The organism is Streptomyces sp. NPDC020917 (assembly GCF_044333795.1).
Classification (GTDB): Bacteria; Actinomycetota; Actinomycetes; order Streptomycetales; family Streptomycetaceae; genus Actinacidiphila.
Genome location: NZ_JBIRRR010000016.1, coordinates 177674 through 194968 on the forward strand (window position 1 = coordinate 177674; position 17295 = coordinate 194968).

A 17295-nucleotide genomic window follows, 5' to 3' on the forward strand; every position below is an offset into this window, starting at 1 on the left:
GGGGGGGGGCGTTCGCCCCCCGCCGGTGGGGGGGCGCGAACGGGGGGGGCGGCGGGGCCCCCCCCCGGGGCCCCCCCCCCCGCCCCCGGCGGCGGGGGGGGGGGGCCCCCCCGGCCCGCCGGGCATTTGCGGGGCGGCGGGCGCTACCGGCCGGACACGGCCCGGGTCACGCGCCGGCGCCCGCGGCGGGCAGTTCGTCGATGATCTCGGCGGACTCGGCGGCCGACTCCGCGTCGAGGAACAGCCGGGCGCGGGAGTTGCGGCGCAGGATCGTCGACGGCCAGTCGGTGGTCGGTTCCAGCGACAGGGTGCTCCGCACGGCCTGCGCCTTGCGGGCCTCCGGCGTGGCCACCTGCACGTTCTTCGCCGCCAGCAGCGCGGGGATCGTCAGCGAGATCGCGGTCGAGGGCACCGACGCGCGGTCGGCGAAGTGCCCCTCGCCGATCTGCTGGTCGATCGAGCGGGTGGTCAGCCGGACGACGCGCACCCATCGCGGGTCGTCGAAGTCCGCCTCGCCGGGCTCGTTGAACGCCAGGTGGCCGTTCTCCCCGATGCCCATGCAGGTGAGGTCGATCGGGGCCTCGCGGAGCAGCGCCTCGTAGCGGGCGCACTCGGCCTCGATGTCCTCGGCGACGCCGTCGATGTACTCGACCCCGGCCGGCTGGAGCGGCTCGGCGACCCGCTCCCGGATCCACCGGCGGAACGAGGCCGGGTGCTGGTCGTCGACGCCTATGTATTCGTCCATGTGGAACACGGTGATCTTGCTCCACGGGATGTCCTGGGCGGGCAGCGCGGCGACGAAGGCGAACTGCGAGTTGCCGGTCGCCATGATCACACGCGCCGAGCCCCGCTGTTCGACCGCCTGCCGCAGCACTCGGGCGGTGTGCTGGGCGGCGGCTGCCCCCATCTCGGCGGCGGTCGGGTGAATCTCCACCGGCAAGCTGCCGGCGCGGACGAGTCGAGCCGTGGTCAAAGGTTCCTCCTCGGAGCGCAGTGCGGGTAGCGCAACATTAGCAATCGCTTGCAGCAATGTCACTCCATCGATCAGCGATCCTGCTCAGGTCAGCCAACGGACGCGGCGGGGAACCTGTTGAAACCCGAGGTCTGCACCAACTACATTGCTGCAACGCTTGCAGCGCGCCGCTCGCCGACCCCGAAACGAGGAACGATGACGGAGACACTCGAGGGCTTCAGCCCGGAAGGCGAGCCCCTCAGGGTGCGCTTCTCGCCGGCCGGCATCGAGGAGATCAGCCCGATCACCAGCGCACCCGACCTGCTGCTGGCACCCGGCCTGATCGACATCCAGCTCAACGGCTTCGGCGGGGTGGACGTCAACGACGCCGACGAGGGCCGGCCGCTCGCCGAACTCCCGCCCCTGCTCTGGGCGCACGGCGTGACGACGTTCTACCCGACGGTCATCTCCGCGGCGGGCGACCGCGTCGCGCACCTGCTCGCCCGCATCGGCGCGGCACGGGCGGCCGACGCCGGCTTCGCCGCGTGCGTGCCCGGCATCCACCTGGAGGGGCCGTATCTGTCCGCCCGCGACGGCTACCGGGGCGCCCACGACCGGGCGATCCTGCGCGACCCGGACATCGCGGAGTTCGAGGGCTGGCAGGAGGCGGCGGGCGGCCTGATCAGGATCATCACGCTGGCCCCGGAACGCGCGGGGGCGGCGGAGTTCACCCGCTACGTGACGGACCGCGGCGTGACGGCCTCCGCCGGGCACTCGGCCGCGTCGGCGGCGGACATCGAGGCCTTCTGCCGGGCCGGCGGACGCCTGTCCACCCACCTCGGCAACGGGCTCCCGGCGACCATCGAGCGCCACGACAACGTGCTCTGGCCGCAGTTGGCCGCCTCCCGGCTGTGGGCGACGTTCATCGCCGACGGCCACCACCTGCCGGCGCCGGTGCTCACCGCGCTGCTGCGCGCGAAGGGGACCGGCCGCAGCGTGCTGGTCAGCGACGCCGTCACGGTCGCCGGCTGCCCGCCCGGCGACTACCGCACCGCGGTCGGCGGGAACGTCACGGTGGAGGACAGCGGCCGCGTCTCGCTGAGCGGCACGCCCTATCTCGCCGGCAGCGGCGCCTCGCTCGCGCAGTGCGTCCGATGGGCCTGCACCACCGCGGGACTGCCGGCCGCCGACGTCCTCGCCATGGCCACCCGGCACCCGGCGGACCTGCTGGGCCTGACCGACCGGGGGCGCCTGGCCGTCGGCGCGCGCGCCGACCTCGTCCAGTTCGAGCGCGACTCCGCCGGCCGGCCCGGCGCGGTGCGCACCACCGTCGCCGGCGGCGTGGTGCGCTACACGGCCCCGGAGCCCACCGGCTGAGCGCCGCCGTGCCCGCGCCCTGACGGTGTGCGGACGCGCACAGCGGGAACGCCCGGCCCTCTCGCCCCCTCTTCCAAGCCGTAGACAGAACGGGGCTGTGAGGGAACGCTCCGCCCGCGCACCGGGCGGAGCGGGTGACCGGGGTGCCCACCCCAGTGAGGGCCGTGCCGATGGACGAGCGCGACGACCCGCCGGCCGGACGGCGGTTCCTGGGTGTTGGCCGCGGTGCGGGCCGGGGTGGGGCCGGCGCGATCGAGCGCGCGCCGCGCGGCCGCGAGACGCCCACCGCGACGGGCAAGACACCGGAGGCCACCGGCGGCTTCTGGCTGGCGCAGGCCCTCATCGCCGGCACGGGGGCGTGCGCGGCCGCCGCGCTTTCCCAGGCCCTCGGGCATCCGGGAGCCGTCGCGGCGACCGCATGCCTGCTCGGTGCGGCCCTGACCGTGCAGTTCCGCGCGCACGGCTACCGCGTGTGGGCCTACTGGGCAGCGGTGGCGGCGACCGGCGTCGCGGGAGCCGTCGCCGGCGGCACGGGACGGGGCGAGCCGCAGAACCTGGCCGCCTGGGCCGCCGTCGGTCCCGCGGTCGTTCTCGCCGCGGCCGCCGGTTCGCGCCGCCTCCAGGGGTCCGTGCCCACTGCCGCGCGGCACGGGCCCCGGAGGCGCGAGACGCTGTACTGGGCCGCGGCGCTCACCGCGTTCGCGACCGCCACCGCCGCCGCCCGGCTGACCGCCGCCGCGCTGCCGATGGGACGTGCGCTGGCGCAGGTGCTGTTCGCCGCGGTCGTCCTCGGCTGCTCGGCGGCACCATGGCTGGCGGGCGCGAAGTGGGCGGCGTGGGCCTGGGTCGCCTGCCTGACGGTGCGTCCGCTCGGTGTCGCGTTCGCCCAGTGGCTGGCCGCCCCGCTCGACCGCGGCGGGCTCGGCTGGGGCCAGGGCGCGGTCTCGGTGCTCCTGGGTATCATCGCCGCGGGGCAGTTGGGCCGGTTCGCCGACGGCGAGACGACCACCGTACGCCCGAGCGGCGCCGCGAACCGGGAGCGCGATCCCCGCGGTTCGCCGCGGGCGGCCGAGCGGAGCCAGTGATCGAGCGGGAACCGGGCCGGCGACCGGGATGCGCCCGCAGCCGGTGCGGTAGACCGTCGACTCGGCGTGCGGCTCACGCCGGGCGTGCTGCCGCCGCCACAGCGCCAGTTCCGGCGGACGGCAGCCGCCCGTCGGCCCGGGAGCGGGCGAGCCGCGAGACCTTCGGGCGAGCAGCGGGACCTTCCCGGCGGGGCCTTCGCGCGGACGAACGGCGCCCCGGCCACCGGCAGGTCGGAGACGCCGGCCGGGCGTGGGGAAGCAGTCGAAGGGCCGCACGGTGGTGCGTGCCTGCGCGAGCAGGTCCGGACGGGAACGTGCCCGGCGTCACCCAGGTCCGCCGCGCAGCGGGCCGACCGCCCTCATCACCCTCGCGTGGCGCGCCGCCCTGCGCCTGTGCGGGCAGGTGGCGCTGAGCGGCTGGAGCGGCGCGACGGCTTCGCGGCCCCCGGCCCGAACGCAGGGCCACGGGCGGAAATACCTGGTCGCGCAGGTGGCTGCGGATCATGGAGACTGGCGCGCGATGAGCGAGCGATCAGGCGGTGCCGGAGCGGAGTTCCCGACGGCGGGCGGACGGGTGCGCGGCAGAAGCACAGGCGGGGTCACCGCGGTGCTCGGAATCCCTTACGCGGCACCGCCGTTCGGCACTCTCCGGTTCCGCGAACCACGACCGGCGGCGGCCTGGGACGGGGTGCGGGAGTGCACGGCCTTCGGACCAGTGGCCCCGCAGTCGGCGGAGCTGCCCGGGGCACCGGTGTGGCGCCCGGGCGACGAGGACATACTCACCGTCAATGTGTGGGTGCCCGACGGCGCGCACGGGGGTGCGCTGCCGGTGTTCTTCTGGATCCACGGCGGCGCCTACACCTTCGGCTCCTCCGCGCAGCCCGACTTCGACGGCAGGGCCCTGGCCCGCGCCGGACTGGTCGTCGTCAGCTGCAACTACCGGGTGGGCTTCGAGGGGTTCGGCCATGTCCCCGGTTTTCCCGACAACCGCGGGCTGCTGGACCAGGCCGCGGCGCTGCGCTGGGTCCGCGCCGGCATCGCGGACTTCGGCGGCGACCCCGGGAACGTCACGGTCGCCGGGCACTCCTCCGGGGCCGGCTCGGTGGCCTGCCTGATGGCCATGCCGCAGGCAGCGGGGCTCTTCCGGCGGGCCGTCGCGCACAGCGTGCCCAGCGCCTACCACTCGGTCGAACTCGCCATGGCCGTCACGCGACGGATCGCACGCGAGGCGGAAGTCGCCCCGACCGCCCGGGGATTGCTGTCCGCGCCGCCGGAAGCGCTGGTGGCCGCCGCCGACCGGACCGCCGCGACGTGCCGGACCGATCCCGTGGCGGCCGTCCACGCCTTCGACCCGGTGCTCTTCCAGCCGGTCGTCGACGGCGAGGTGCTGCCCGCGGATCCACTGCGGGCGTTCGCGTCCGGAGCGGCGCGGAACGTGGACCTGCTGGCCTGCCACGCGCTGGAGGAGTACTGGTTCCTCCACGCGGTCGGTGCCGTACGGGAGGTCACCACCGAGCAGGACCTCGCGGACGCCGCCGAGGCCCTGCGGCTGCCTGCCGAACTGCTCGACGGCTACCGTGCGTTGCTTCCGGACGCCCCGGTACTCGACCGCTACCTGGCGCTCTTCGGCGACGCGCGGTTCGCCGAGTACACCACCCGCCTCGCCGAGCAGCACGCCCGCACGGGCGGCCGGTCGTACCTGGCACGTTTCGCGCGCAGGCGCGGAACGGCCCGGCCCTGGCACACCGCGGACGTCCCCTTCGCCTTCGGCAACCTGGACGCCGCCGGCGCCGCCTTCCTCATCGGCGGCCCGCCCGACGACGAGGACCGCGCGCTGTCGCGGCGCATGCTCTCCGCCTGGGCCGGCTTCGCGGCCACCGGCGATCCGGGCTGGCCGGCGGTCACCGCCACCGCCACGCCGGTCAGGTCCTGGGCCGTCCCCTGCGACCGGCTGGCCTCCTGCGACGCGACCGCGCTCCGCGCCCTTTGGCGCGACGTTCCCTTCGCCCTGATGCGGCCCGCGAGGCCGGCGCCGCCGGCCGGGTGACCGCGCGCCGAGGGCCGGAACGCCTCCCCTTCTACGCGCTCCACGAGGGGAGGGCCCGTCCCAGGGCCTCGTCGAGGAGGTCCGGCAGGCGGGTGGCGGTGCCGGCCACCGCGGTGGCGGGCGGGGCCGGCGGCACGGGTAAAGGGGGCCGGGGACCGGCGCCGCTGGGGGCTGTTAGTGTGCGCACATGTCTGACCTGGGACCCGTCGCATGGCCGCCCGAGCCGATCAGGACCGGGAGACTCGTGCTCCGTGGGTCCGAGGCCCGTGACCGCGCGGCGTTCATCGAACTGCTGGCGTCGCCGGAGGTGCACACGTACCTCGGCGGCCCCCGCCCGCGCGACGAGCTCGAGCGCGAGTTGCCCGAGGTACCGGAACGGTGGCCCGGGAGTTTCGTGGTCGAGCTCGACGGGGCGATGATCGGCCAGATCCTCCTCAGGAGGGCGACGGGGGCCCGCCGCCCGGCTGCAGCCGGGAAGGCCGATCTCGGCTACCTGTTCCTGCCGCGCGCGTGGGGCTGCGGGTACGCCGCTGAGGCGTGCTCGGCGGCGCTCGACTGGTTCGACAGCGTGCTTCCCGGCGAGCCGCTGGTGCTCGCCACGCAGAGCGCCAACGCGGGCTCCATGCGCCTCGCTGCGAAGCTGGGGTTCACCGAGGTCGAGCGGTTCCATGCCTGGGACGCCGAGCAGTGGCTCGGTCTGCGGTCCCCGGTCACACCGTCCGCCTGAGTCCGGGGTCGCCGGGGACCGGGGTCCGCTCCCCCGCCTCGATCGCCGCCGTCAGCCGGTTCTCCGCCGGCGGGAGGGGGCAGGTGGCCAGGTCGGTGTAGGCGCAGGGCAGGTTCACGGCGCGGTTGAAGTCCACCACGACCTGCCCGTCCTCGTCGGGGACGGGCACGGCGAGCGACCGGTTGGCGGGGTACGTGGTGACGCCGGAGGTGGCGTCGGTGAACAGCACGAACAGGCTGCCGGGCGTGGGGCCGTTGAACGCGGTCAGCCGGTGCGTGCTGCCGTCGTCGAGGGTGAACTCGACCTGCCCGGGGGCGTCGTAGACGTGCTGCAGGCCCTCGACGGCAGCGCCCACGGTCGTCGGGCGCGGCGTGTCGAAGGGCAGATAGCGCCCGGTGCGGGCCCATCGAGGGTCCGCCGCGTAGGCGGGCGTGCCGGTGTACGCCTCACGCAGGGGGTGCTCCGGGTGGCGGGGGCGGACGATGTCGTGGCCGCCGCGCCTGGCGACCTCGATCACGGCGTCGCCGGACGCCGGGAACAGGCTGCCGCGCTCGGGGAGGACGCCGAAGTCGTGGCGGCCGCCCAGTACTTGGCCGTCGAGGGTGAGTTCCTCGCCGTCGGCGAGCTCGACCACGACCGCGCCGCCGGCGGTCGTCGACCAGGCGCCCGGTGCGTCGTCGAAGCGGGTCGGCGTGCCGTCCAGCCAGTGCAGGGCGGTGATCGCGAGGAAGCCGTGCGGGTCGGCCCGCAGCTCCTCGTGGCGGGCGTGCCACGCCTCCCATTCACGGGCGAAGGCGGCGCGGTCGGTGTCTGCGGCGTGCGTGGTCACGAGGTCTCCTCGGTTGCGGTGAGGTGCTGCGGGGTGTGCGGGGCGGGCCCGTCCTGGGTGCCCCCGGCGGTCTCCGCCAGCCGCCCGAAGCGGCTGGCGTGGAAGACCAGGGGCGGGACCGTGTGGTCGGCGCCCAGGGCGTGGATGCGCAGGACGGCGATGTCGTGGTCGCCGGCCGGGACCTGCTGCTCGATGCTGGTGTCGAACCAGGCGCTGGCGCCGTGGAGCAGCACGGCGCCGTCGCCGGTGGCGTGCCAGTCGAGGCGGGCGAACCGGTCGCCGTCGCGGGAGGCGAGCTGGGCGCAGGCGCGTTCCTGGCCGGCGCCCAGCACGGTGACGCCGAGCCGGGCGCGGCCGGCGAGCAGCGGCCAGGTGGCCGAGGTGTGGGCGACGCACACCGACAGCAGCGGCGGGTGCAGGGACACCGAGGTGAACGAGTTGGCGGCCATGCCGACGGGCACGCCGTCCACCAGCGCGGCGAGGGCGGTCACCCCGGTCGGGAACGCGCCGAACACGCGCCGGAGTTCGGCCGGGGACGCCGTCCGCTGCGCCTGCGGGACGGGGTGCCCGGCCGGCACGTGCCGGCCGGGACGCGGCTGGGACGGGGCGACGCGGACCACGGTCACGACCACGTCCCGTGTGAGCGACGGGAGTTCACCACGACCGCGGTGGCAGCGCGGGCTGCGCGAGGGCGTGCGAACGGGTGCGGCGCCGGGCGGCAGGAGGCGGCCGCGCGGGGCGAAGAGGCCGGGAATGCCGGGGACATGGGGCTGGAGGGGCACATGAGCCGTACCGCTTCCTACTCGGGGACGCCCGGCGCTGCGGAAGCACGCGGGCATGCCGGACGGGCCGGGACCCGGGCACACGGCCCGGGGGCGGCGACGTCATGGCAGATACAGGGGAGTTCGGGGGGAACCGGCCGGGCTGAGGCCCGGCCGGCGGCGCGCCGGTGGTGCGGGGTCAGACCGCTCCACGTGACGGCACGGCGCCGCAGCGGTGGGACTCCGGCGGGGCGGTCAGGCGCCGGGACACAGCGCGCCGGCGGTGCGCGCGAAGTCGATGTGCCGCCGGGAGAACAGGGCGACGGCGGGGAGAGCCCGCCTGCTGGTGTCCCGCACCGCGTCACCTCCCTGTTGACCTGCTCCTCACCGTAACTCCGCGGCGCGGCGGGCACAACGCCTTCCTTCGCGGAGCACGGTGGACGGCTGTCCGCCTGCCGGACACCGCCGTTGACAGCGTTCGGGCCGGCGCCCTACGGTTCCGCGCAGAACGGTCATGAGCGTCAGCGACAAGCCCTGGCTCGCTGGCCGGCAACCCTCCGTCGCGGCGGGGTGCCCCAGGTGAGGACCCGACCGGCCCAGGTTCGGTAAGCGCGAGGCTCCCCCGGGAGCCGGAATGTGACGGTGGCGCGATGTACGCAGGTCCCGGGATGGCCGCATGGCGGCGTCACGGCCGCGTCGCGGCGTACCTGGCCCGGCACATCGACCTGCTGCGCGTGTGCAGCGCCCTGTGTACGGGCGTGAGCCGCGGGGTGCGCGGCCAGGCCGCCTGACGCAGCCCGCCGTTCCCGGCCCGGGCGCGCCGCCCCGGCCCTGCCCGGCCGCCGGCCGCCCGCGACGTCCCCCTGAGGTCGTCGCCTCCTGTCCTCCTCCCGCCTTCCGCCCCGGATCCGCGGCGCGCCGCCGCGCGTGCGGCCGGGACGGCGCTCCGTGCTGCCGCGGCCCGCCGCGCCACGGCGCGGTCACGTCCGCCTGGAGTCCCCCATGCCCGAACCCCAACTCCCCACCGTGGTCGACGGCACGGCGCCGCCGCCCGCCCCTGAGCCCCCGCCCACCGCAGAATCCTCCGCCCCGGCCGCTCAGCGGGTGATCCCGCTGCGCCACCCGTGGCGGTGGGTCGCCACCGCCGTGGTGCTCGTGCTGTGCGCCCAGGCCGTGCACGGCCTGGCCACCAACCGCTTCTACCAGTGGGACCGCTTCGGTTACTGGTTCGTCCGCCCGGTGATCGTCGACGGCCTGCGCATCACCCTCGAAGTGACCGCGTACAGCGCGTTGCTGGGCCTGGCCGGCGGGGTGCTGCTGGCGCTGGCGCGGCTCTCGCGCAGCCCGGTGCTGCGGGTGGTCAGCTGGGTGTACGTGTGGCTGTTCCGGTCGGTTCCGCTGATCGTGGTGCTGCTGTTCCTCTACAACTTCAGTGCCCTGTATCGAACGTTGAGCCTGGGCGTGCCCTTCGGTCCGTCCTTCGTCCACTTCGGCGAGTCGCGGCTGGCCACCGACACAGTGGTGGCGGTGGTGGGCCTGAGCCTCAACGAGGCGGCGTACGCGGCCGAGGTGGTGCGCGCGGGGCTGCTCTCGGTGGACCAGGGCCAGCACGAGGCGGCCGCCTCCCTGGGGCTTCCGCGGCGCTACCAGTTCACCCGGATCGTCTTCCCGCAGGCGCTGCGGGCGATCGTCCCCGCCTACGTCAACCAGCTGATCGGGCTGGTGAAGAGCACCTCGCTGGTCTTCTACGTCTCGCTGCTCGACCTGTTCGGCACGGTGCAGAGCATGGGCAGCACCTATCCCGGCGACGTCGTGCCGCTGCTGCTGGTGGCCACCGTCTGGTACGTGATCCTCACCAGCGCCGTCTCCGTCGTCCAGTTCTACGTCGAACGCTCCTACTCCCGGGGCACGTTGCGGACGGTGCCGCCCACTCCGCTGCAGCGGCTGCGGGCCGGCCTGCGCGATCTGCGCCTGCGCGTCCGGACGGAGGCGGCGCTGTGACCGCCGGCGACGTCCTCCCCGCCGCCGTCGAGGTGCGCGGCGTCCACAAGTCCTACGGCGCGCACCGGGTGCTCAACGGCGTCGACCTGACCGTGCGCCCGGGACAGGTCACGGTGATCCTCGGCCCGTCGGGCTCGGGCAAGTCGACGCTGCTGCGGGTGATCAACCACCTGGAGAAGCCGGACGCCGGGCAGGTCAGCGTCAATGGCGAGCTCATCGGCGTGCGGCGGCACGGCACGCGCCTGAAGGAGCTGAGCGAGCGGGCCATCATGGCCCAGCGCCGCCATATCGGCTTCGTCTTCCAGGACTTCAACCTCTTCCCCCACCTGACCGCACTGCAGAACGTGACCGCCGCTCCGGTGGCCACCGGCCGGCTGGACGCGCCGGAGGCGCGGAAGCTCGCGCACGCCCTGCTGGACCGGGTGGGCCTGGGCGACAGGACCGGCGCGTACCCGCGGCAGTTGTCGGGCGGCCAGCAGCAGCGGGTCGCGATCGCCCGCGCCCTCGCGCTCCGGCCGGGGGTCATCCTCTTCGACGAGCCCACCTCCGCCCTCGACCCCGAACTCGTCGGCGAGGTGCTGTCCGTGATCAGGGACCTGGCCGACGGCGGGACGACGCTCGTCGTCGTCACCCACGAGATCGGCTTCGCCCGCGAGGTCGCCGACCAGGTCGTGTTCCTCGACCGCGGCCGGATCGTCGAACAGGGCCCGCCCGCCGAGGTGCTGGACCGCCCGCGGCACCCCAGGACCCGGGAGTTCCTCAGCCGGGTGCTGTGAGCCGCCGCCGTCCATCCCGCCTCTCCCCCGCGTCCCCGTCCCGCCATGGGACGTTCCGCCCCGAAAGGACCCTCGTCATGCCCGCCCTCCGCGTCGGCACCACCCTTCTGCGCGCCGCCGTCCTCCGTACCCTCGCCGGGGCCGTCGCCCTCACCGCGGGCCTCACCGCCTGCGGCGGGAACGGCTCCTCGTCCGCCTCGGACGCCGTGTCGGCCGGGAATCCCCCGAAGGGCACGGTGACCGTCGGCGCCCTGTCCAACGGCGCCGCCCGGCAGACCGACCTGGCCGTGCCCTTGGTGCCGTCGATCCGCGCCGAACTGCCGCAACAGATACGCGGCAAGGGGCAGTTGGTGATCGGCGTGGGCGCCCTGCCGGCGGGCTTCGCGCCGCTGGCCTTCGTCGGCAGCGACCAGCGCACCCTCACCGGTTCCGAGCCCGATCTCGGCCGGCTGGTGGCGGCCGTCCTGGGCCTGCGGCCCGTGGTGAAGAACTCCACCTGGGAGAACCTGTTCGTCGGCATCGACAGCGGCCGGACCGACGTGGGCTTCTCCAACATCACCGACACCGAGGAGCGCAAGAGAAAGTACGACTTCGCCTCCTACCGCCAGGACAACGTGGCCTTCGAGGTGCTCAGCACCAGCACCTGGAAGTTCGCCGGCTACGAGAGCCTCGCCGGTCGGACGGTGGCCGTCGGCGCGGGCACCAACCAGGAGAAGATCCTGCTGGAGTGGAAGGCCGAGCTCCGCACGGAGGGCAAGGACCTCGCGGTCAAGTACTTCCCGGACGCCAACAGCACCTATCTCGCCCTGTCCGGGCACAAGATCGACACCTACTTCGCTCCCAACCCGGACGTGGAGTACCACGCCGCCAAGGACGCCGGGACGCCCGGCGCCACTCGCAACGCCGGCACCTACTCCGGTGCCGGCGCCACGCTCCAGGGACTGATCGCGGCCACGTCCAGGAAGGGCAGCGGGCTGGCGAAGCCGGTCGCCGACGCCCTCGACTACCTGATCAGGAACGGCCAGTACGGGAAGTGGCTGGCCGCCTGGAACCTCTCCAACGAGGCCGTGCCGTCGTCGCGGATCAACCCGCCGGGGCTGCCGCTCACCAACTCCTGAGACCGGGCCCGCAGGGCCGGCCGCCGGCAACGCCGGCCCTGCGCGGGCCCGTTGCCCGCACACCACCGCTCCGACGGAAGGCATCCGACGCCATGTCCACGAGCCTGCACCCGCCGCGTCCGCCGCACCCCGAGGCGGAGCCGCACGTCCTCGACAACCCTGCCTGGGCTTCGCTCACCGGCCCGCACGCGCACCTCGCCGAGCGCCACGGGCTGGCAGCCCGCTACCCCGCGGACGTCGCGCCGTTCACCGCGCTCGCCGATCCGGCCGACCCTCAGGCCTGGGCCGATCTGGCCGCGCTGGTCGGCCCCGGCGTCGTCACCCCCGTCACCGGTGTGGCGACGGACCCGCCCGACGGCTGGCAGCGCGCCGGCGCGGTGCCGGGCGTCCAACTGGTCGCGACGGCGCTGCGGTCCGCTCCCGATCCCGAGGCGGTGCGGCTCCGGCCGCAGGACGTGCCGGAGATGCTCGACCTGATCGCGCGGACCAGGCCCGGCCCTTTCCTGCCGCGCACCATCGCGCTCGGCAGCTACCTGGGGCTGCGCCGCGGCGGCCGCCTGGTCGCCATGGCCGGCGAACGGCTGCACCCGCCGGGCTGGACGGAGATCAGCGCGGTGTGCACCGACCCGGACCACCGCGGCCAGGGCCTGGCCACCCGGCTGGTCCGCGCCGTGGCCGCCGGCATACGTGCCCGCGGCGAGACCCCGTTCCTGCACGCCGCCGCGAGCAACACCCCCGCCATCAGGCTCTACGAGTCCCTCGGCTTCACCCTGCGCCGCACCCCGCGGTTCGCCGTGCTCCGCACGCCTGCTGAGGCGGGCGAGGCGGACCGAGGCAGCCGCTCCGGCGAGCGCGCATGAGACCCCGCGCAGCGGACTTCGCCTGTCCCAGCCCGACCGCGCCGGGGGCCGGGGCCGCGGGCGTGGACGCGGATTCGGGGGGAGGGCGGCCACAGGTACAGTCCCACCTGTTCGAAAGCCCGCCGAGCACATCGGCCGACCTCTTCACCTGGAGGCCCCCGTGGTCACTTTGATGGATCCGTCCGGGAACACGCGCGTCGTCGTGGAGCGCACCGGGGCAACCATCGCATCCATCCAGACCGGCGGCACCGAGCTGCTGTGGCGCTCCCCGTGGGCGGGCGAGGAGTGGGACGGCCGGTATCCGGCGCAGGACTCGAACGCGGAGTTCCACGCGCGCTACCCCGGCGGGTGGCACACCCTCGTCCCGAACGCCGGTGACGCCTTCGACGTGGACGGCGTCGCGCACCCGTTCCACGGCGAGGCATGCTGGCGCCCCTGGCAGATCGTCGACGCCGACGAGGCGTCGTGCACGCTGCGGATCGTGCTGCGCACCTCTCCCCTCACCGTGGAGCGGCGGGTGGAGGCGCGGGCCGACGGCGTGGTGGTCACGCAGGAGGTGACGTGCTACGGCGCCGACGACGTCTCCTTCACCTGGGTGGAGCACCCCACGTTCGGGCCCGCCCTCGTCGCGCCGGGCACCACCGTGACGGTCGGCGGCCGGCAGCTCGATCTCGAGATACCCGGCCCCGAGGCCACCCACTCGGCGATGACCGTCGTCGACGCCGGCACCGCCCGCATCACCGCTCCGGGAGGCGGCCTCACCGCCGAACTGACCTTCGACACCGGCGTGTTCCCCCTCGTCCAGGTCTGGCAGGAGCACCGTGCGCAGCGCGGCTTCCCCTGGTGGGGCGTCGTCGACGCCCTCGCCGTCGAGCCCTCGGCGGCCGCCTACGACGCCCGCTCCGAGGGCGACCCGCTCGGTCCCCTCACCCTCGCCCCCGGAGAGCGCCTCTCGGCGACGCTCCAGCTGCGGGTGGAGACCCGGTAGGGCGGCCGCCGCGGGTGCTCCGCCGCCCCGGGGGCGAGGGCCTGAACCGGACCGGTTCCGGCCCGGTTCAGGACAGGGTCAGGACCCGGGTCGGGTCAGGGGGCGGTGTCCAGCCGCTCGACGGCGGCGGCCGCCTGGCCGGACCGCAGCGGCAGGAACACCTGCTGGCCGCCGACCACTTGCTGCCCCTGCTTGCTGAGGATGAACCGCATCAGCTCCTCCATGACCGGGTCGAGCCGCTTGCCGGGCGCCTTGTTCACGTTGAAGTAGGTGACCCGGCTCAGCGGGTAGACGGCCGAGGCGACGTTCTCGTAGGTGGGCGCATAGGCCGGGTCGCCGGTGTGGTCGCTCAGGGACAGGATCTTCACGCCCTGGGTCGACGTAGGCCATGCCCGTGTACCCGATGGCGTACGGATCGTCCCTGACGTCCTTGGCGATGTTGAAGACGGTCTTCTCCCAGTGCACCGCCGGGTCGGCGGGTGTCGAGCCGGCGGGAGCGCCGGGCCGCCACTCGCCGCGCTTGCCGCCGGCGTCGAGCACCCGCTGGCGGACGAACTCCTCGAAGCCGTTCCACGGTTGCAGGCCCACGATGTGGATCGGCTTGTCCGCCCACTCTCCGGTGGCGCCGAGGTCACCCCAGGTGAGGGCCGCCTTGCCGCCGCGGTTGCGGGTGGTGGACAGGGCCGCGTCGAGCTGGTCGAAGGACAGCTTGTCCAGCGGGTTGGCCTTGTTGACGACGACGCCGACCGAGTCCAGGAAGCCGAAGTGGCGGTAACTGCCGCCGGAGATCGGCACGCTGAGCGGGTCGTAGCCGAACGCGTCGTGGAAGCCCTGGATGTCGGTGGGCTTCAACTCGCGGGAGACGAAGACGCAGTCGAGGTTGCCCTTGATCAGCTCCAGCGCGCCGAGGCTGCCCGCGTAGGGCGGGTTCACCGCGATGTGGACCTTGGGGTAGAGCTTCTCGAACTCCTTGATCCAGCTCTTGGACAGCGCGGCCAGCACGTCCGAGGCACCGCACTGGTAGTCGCCGTGCAGCGAGTTCTTCGGCTTGGCCTGATAGGACCGCAACCCCGGGTCGAGCGTGGGCTGCAGCAGCTCGGGGGTGGGCAGCGGCCGGCCGTTGGCCTGGTTGTAGGCGTCCTGCTCGTCGGTCTGCGGAACGACCGGCTTCTGCGGGGCGATCGCCCATGTCGCCAGGTGGTCTGCGCTGTTGTCGGAGCCGGCCATGCTGCTCGCGGTGGCGGTCGCCACCAGCGCGCAGCTGACCGCCAGCGTGGCCGCGACGCGGAGTACAGGTCTCACGGAGCTCTCCCGGGTGTCGGACGAGAACGGCACGGGACGCCGAACGGACCGAACCGGCCCGCCCGTTGCTCCCTGCCGTGATGCCGAAGCGAGACGCTAGATCGCGTTCGCGGGCAGCGGCCAGACACCCTCGGGCAACTGCTCGTTGATCTCTCTTTTGCTCGTTCTGCCCTGAGCCGTCACCGGGAGCGGTGCAGGTCACGGGATTCGTGGCCGGAGGGCGGTCTCTTGCGCTGCGAGGGCCCGGAAGGGCGGCCTCCGTCACTATCCTGCGGGGAGCCGGCGCGGTCGGAGGGGGCCCGCCGGCGGGTGTTTCACACCTCTGGGGAGGGGACGGCTGTGCGCAGAGCCTGGAAGTTCACGGCGGCTGGGGTGGTGGCCGCGGTGGCCGCGGCCGGGGCGGCGTGGTGGTGGGAGGTCACGCCGAAGTACCACGTGCCGGTGCCGGCGGCGAGCGCCGCACCGGGTGAGGTCGTTCGGGCGTACATGAGGTCGCTGGACGCGCACGACGGCGCGACCGCCCGCGCCCTGTCGACGTCCGGCCACCGCCCGGTGACCGGCACCTGGCTGTCGGACACCTCGGGCCTGCGGGTGCTGACGGTGTCCTCGCCGGTCGCGGAGGGCAGCGAGGTGCAGGTGAGCGTGACCTTCGACCTCCACCAGCACTGGTGGACCGACGACGCGTCCATGCGCCCGGGTCGCCACGACTGGAGCTACGTCCTGGTGCGGCAGCAGGGCCGCTGGCTGATCCAGGACGAGGGCATGGGCTGACCGGCGCCGGGCGGGCGCGCGGCCGGGGCGATGGCGCGCCGAACCGGGCGCGCGGGCGCTCACCGCGGCAAGGACTGTGACCCATGGGGTGGTTGGGGCGCGTGCAGACCTCTGGTGGGCGGGGCCGGACCGTTCTACCGTGTGCCGGGCGTGAGTTCGACGCTGGTGCCGACCGGCCTGGAGAAGGCCCGACCAAGGAGTCGCCATGAGCTCGTCGTCAGTGCCCGGTCCGGCCGGAGCGCCGGACCCCCATGACCCCCCTGCCGCCGCGGCGGTGGCGGGCGACAGCGGACCGTCACCCGCCCGCCGCGCCGTGATCGCCGGGCTGTTCGGCGCGGCGCTGGGCGGCGCGGGCCTGCTGCCGGGCACGGCCGGGGCCGCAACGCCCCTGCGCGGCACGGCTGTTGCCACGGGCACGGGCACGGCCGCCCCCGCCGGCGTCTCCCCCGCCGTGATCACCGGCGCCAAGGTCGCCAACCTCACCGGGCCCGCGGAGACCGGCCCGTTCGCCGCGCCGTGGACGGATCTCGGCATCCCTGCCCGCTGCCCCGACGGCAGCCTGCTCTTCGTGTGCGGCGACACCTTCGACGGCTCGGGGGTGGGCGGCCCCGACTGGCGCGCTCCGGTGGGCCTGCGGTCGTCCAGCAGCAACCTGGCCTCGGTGCGGATCGACGGGGCCGTGGGCGGCTCGCACGCCGTCGGGCTGGTCCCCGAGGGCCACGCGGGCGGCACCACCGCGATCCCGTCCGACGTGTTCACCGTCGGCGACACGATGTACATGCACCTGATGCGGGGCGTCATCTACCAGACGGACCACTCCGACTTCTGGCGCTCCACCGACAACGGCCAGACCTGGGAGTACCTGTGCCAGTGGCCGGGCGGCCAGTACGGCGGCCAGTTCCAGCAGAAGACCTACGCCGTGGCCGACGACGGCTACTGCTACGTGCTGTCCACGGCGTTCAACCGGGACGTCGTCTCCGGCCTGCTGCTGCACCGCGTCCCGCAGACCCAGCTGGGCACCCCCGCCGCGTACCAGCCCTGGGGCTACGCCAACGGCGCCTGGGCGTGGGGCAACGCGCCCACCACGATCACCGGTGCCCGCCGCTGGGGCGAGATCTGCTTCCGCGCCATGGGCGGCAAGTACGCCTTCAGCTGGCTGAACATGGACGTGCTGTCGATGCGGGCGCAGATCTTCGCCCTGCCGACCTCGAACCTGTTCACCACACCCGAGCAGACGACGATCGTGCCCACCGCACCCGGCCTGGAGATCGGCAACGCGGTGGCCAGCCCCTATGGCGGATTCATCTTCCCCGGCTCCACCTTCGCCGACTTCCACATCGCCGTCAGCCAGTGGTACGACAACCAGGACTACCGGGTGATGCACTACCGCATCAACGGCCTGGACGCGTGAGCGGCGGCCGCGGCCCCCGCTCTTGCCGGTCGTACCCGCGGGCAGGGTGCCCGGCGTGACCGTGGGAAGCGAGGACAGCCGGCTGGTCGTGATCCGCGGGAACTCCGCGTCGGGCAAGTCGTCGGCGCCGGCAGCTCGCTGAAGGAGACGGTCGACCGCATCATGCTCGAGTCGGGTCTCGACGGGCTGCCCCCGCGGGACCTGTGATCCTCCGGGATCCTCGTCCCGCATGGTCCGCTTTGTCGGTGGCACCTCCTACGCTGCCGGGACTGGACGCGGATGGGGGGAGG

General features: G+C 74.4%; 17 protein-coding genes and 1 riboswitch. Of the genes, 12 read left to right on the forward strand and 5 right to left on the reverse strand.

Features of this window, described 5'->3' with window-relative positions; translation table 11 throughout:
* Positions 1-166 precede the first annotated feature (166 nt).
* Positions 167-973 (reverse strand): 6-phosphogluconolactonase, encoded by an 807-nt coding sequence (locus ACH4TG_RS29220; protein WP_398245539.1) that lies wholly within the window; start codon positions 971-973, stop codon positions 167-169.
* A gap of 195 nt (positions 974-1168) precedes the next feature.
* Here ACH4TG_RS29220 and ACH4TG_RS29225 point away from each other — a divergent pair, with 195 nt between their 5' ends.
* The 4 genes from ACH4TG_RS29225 to ACH4TG_RS29240 all read left to right on the forward strand — a co-directional run bounded on the left by ACH4TG_RS29225 (position 1169) and on the right by ACH4TG_RS29240 (position 6188).
* On the forward strand, positions 1169-2329 hold the full coding sequence (locus ACH4TG_RS29225) for an N-acetylglucosamine-6-phosphate deacetylase (protein ID WP_398245540.1): 1161 nt from the start codon (positions 1169-1171) through the stop codon (positions 2327-2329).
* Positions 2330-2472: 143 nt separating this feature from the next.
* On the forward strand, positions 2473-3414 hold the full coding sequence (locus ACH4TG_RS29230; RefSeq protein WP_398245541.1) for a hypothetical protein: 942 nt from the start codon (positions 2473-2475) through the stop codon (positions 3412-3414).
* Positions 3415-3934: 520 nt separating this feature from the next.
* On the forward strand, positions 3935-5461 hold the full coding sequence (locus tag ACH4TG_RS29235; RefSeq protein WP_398245542.1) for a carboxylesterase/lipase family protein: 1527 nt from the start codon (positions 3935-3937) through the stop codon (positions 5459-5461).
* A gap of 187 nt (positions 5462-5648) precedes the next feature.
* Positions 5649-6188, forward strand: a complete 540-nt coding sequence (locus tag ACH4TG_RS29240; RefSeq protein WP_398245543.1) for a GNAT family N-acetyltransferase — start codon at positions 5649-5651, stop codon at positions 6186-6188.
* On the opposite strand, the gene ACH4TG_RS29245 is transcribed toward ACH4TG_RS29240, so the two are convergent.
* The 3 genes from ACH4TG_RS29245 to ACH4TG_RS29255 all read right to left on the reverse strand — a co-directional run bounded on the left by ACH4TG_RS29245 (position 6172) and on the right by ACH4TG_RS29255 (position 8135).
* Positions 6172-7017, reverse strand: coding sequence for a DUF1684 domain-containing protein (locus ACH4TG_RS29245; protein ID WP_398245545.1), 846 nt, complete (start codon positions 7015-7017; stop codon positions 6172-6174). The genes ACH4TG_RS29240 and ACH4TG_RS29245 overlap by 17 nt on opposite strands.
* A complete protein-coding gene (locus tag ACH4TG_RS29250) occupies positions 7014-7643 on the reverse strand; it encodes a flavin reductase family protein (protein WP_398245546.1) in 630 nt (209 codons plus the stop codon). Before ACH4TG_RS29250 ends, ACH4TG_RS29245 begins: the two co-directional genes overlap by 4 nt.
* 390 nt (positions 7644-8033) lie before the next feature.
* On the reverse strand, positions 8034-8135 hold the full coding sequence (locus ACH4TG_RS29255; RefSeq protein ID WP_398245547.1) for a putative leader peptide: 102 nt from the start codon (positions 8133-8135) through the stop codon (positions 8034-8036).
* A gap of 153 nt (positions 8136-8288) precedes the next feature.
* A riboswitch (SAM riboswitch) is annotated at positions 8289-8396 on the forward strand.
* A 32-nt stretch (positions 8397-8428) separates the two neighbouring features.
* Here ACH4TG_RS29255 and ACH4TG_RS29260 point away from each other — a divergent pair.
* The 6 genes from ACH4TG_RS29260 (at position 8429) to ACH4TG_RS29285 (ending at position 13521) form a co-directional block, all read left to right on the forward strand.
* Positions 8429-8569, forward strand: a complete 141-nt coding sequence (locus ACH4TG_RS29260) for a hypothetical protein (protein ID WP_398245548.1) — start codon at positions 8429-8431, stop codon at positions 8567-8569.
* Positions 8570-8780: 211 nt separating this feature from the next.
* Positions 8781-9779, forward strand: coding sequence for an amino acid ABC transporter permease (locus ACH4TG_RS29265; RefSeq protein WP_398245549.1), 999 nt, complete (start codon positions 8781-8783; stop codon positions 9777-9779).
* Positions 9776-10555: an amino acid ABC transporter ATP-binding protein gene (locus ACH4TG_RS29270; protein ID WP_398245550.1), complete on the forward strand. Its 780-nt coding sequence runs from the start codon at positions 9776-9778 to the stop codon at positions 10553-10555. The genes ACH4TG_RS29265 and ACH4TG_RS29270 overlap by 4 nt, the downstream gene beginning before the upstream one ends.
* 77 nt (positions 10556-10632) lie before the next feature.
* Positions 10633-11673 carry a transporter substrate-binding domain-containing protein gene (locus ACH4TG_RS29275; protein ID WP_398245551.1) on the forward strand — a complete coding sequence of 347 codons (1041 nt, stop codon included), beginning with the start codon at positions 10633-10635 and terminating at the stop codon, positions 11671-11673.
* 92 nt (positions 11674-11765) lie between these two features.
* Positions 11766-12533 carry a GNAT family N-acetyltransferase gene (locus tag ACH4TG_RS29280; protein WP_398245552.1) on the forward strand — a complete coding sequence of 256 codons (768 nt, stop codon included), beginning with the start codon at positions 11766-11768 and terminating at the stop codon, positions 12531-12533.
* Positions 12534-12693: 160 nt separating this feature from the next.
* Positions 12694-13521, forward strand: coding sequence for a hypothetical protein (locus tag ACH4TG_RS29285; protein ID WP_398245553.1), 828 nt, complete (start codon positions 12694-12696; stop codon positions 13519-13521).
* Between the two features lie 78 nt (positions 13522-13599).
* Here ACH4TG_RS29285 and ACH4TG_RS29290 read toward each other — a convergent pair whose 3' ends face one another.
* A complete protein-coding gene (locus ACH4TG_RS29290) occupies positions 13600-14823 on the reverse strand; it encodes a PstS family phosphate ABC transporter substrate-binding protein (protein ID WP_398245554.1) in 1224 nt (407 codons plus the stop codon).
* A 339-nt stretch (positions 14824-15162) separates the two neighbouring features.
* Here ACH4TG_RS29290 and ACH4TG_RS29295 point away from each other — a divergent pair, with 339 nt between their 5' ends.
* Together ACH4TG_RS29295 and ACH4TG_RS29300 are read left to right on the forward strand one after the other, a co-directional pair.
* On the forward strand, positions 15163-15594 hold the full coding sequence (locus tag ACH4TG_RS29295) for a hypothetical protein (protein ID WP_398245555.1): 432 nt from the start codon (positions 15163-15165) through the stop codon (positions 15592-15594).
* 205 nt (positions 15595-15799) lie between these two features.
* Positions 15800-17005, forward strand: a complete 1206-nt coding sequence (locus ACH4TG_RS29300; RefSeq protein ID WP_398245556.1) for a DUF4185 domain-containing protein — start codon at positions 15800-15802, stop codon at positions 17003-17005.
* Positions 17006-17295 lie beyond the last annotated feature (290 nt).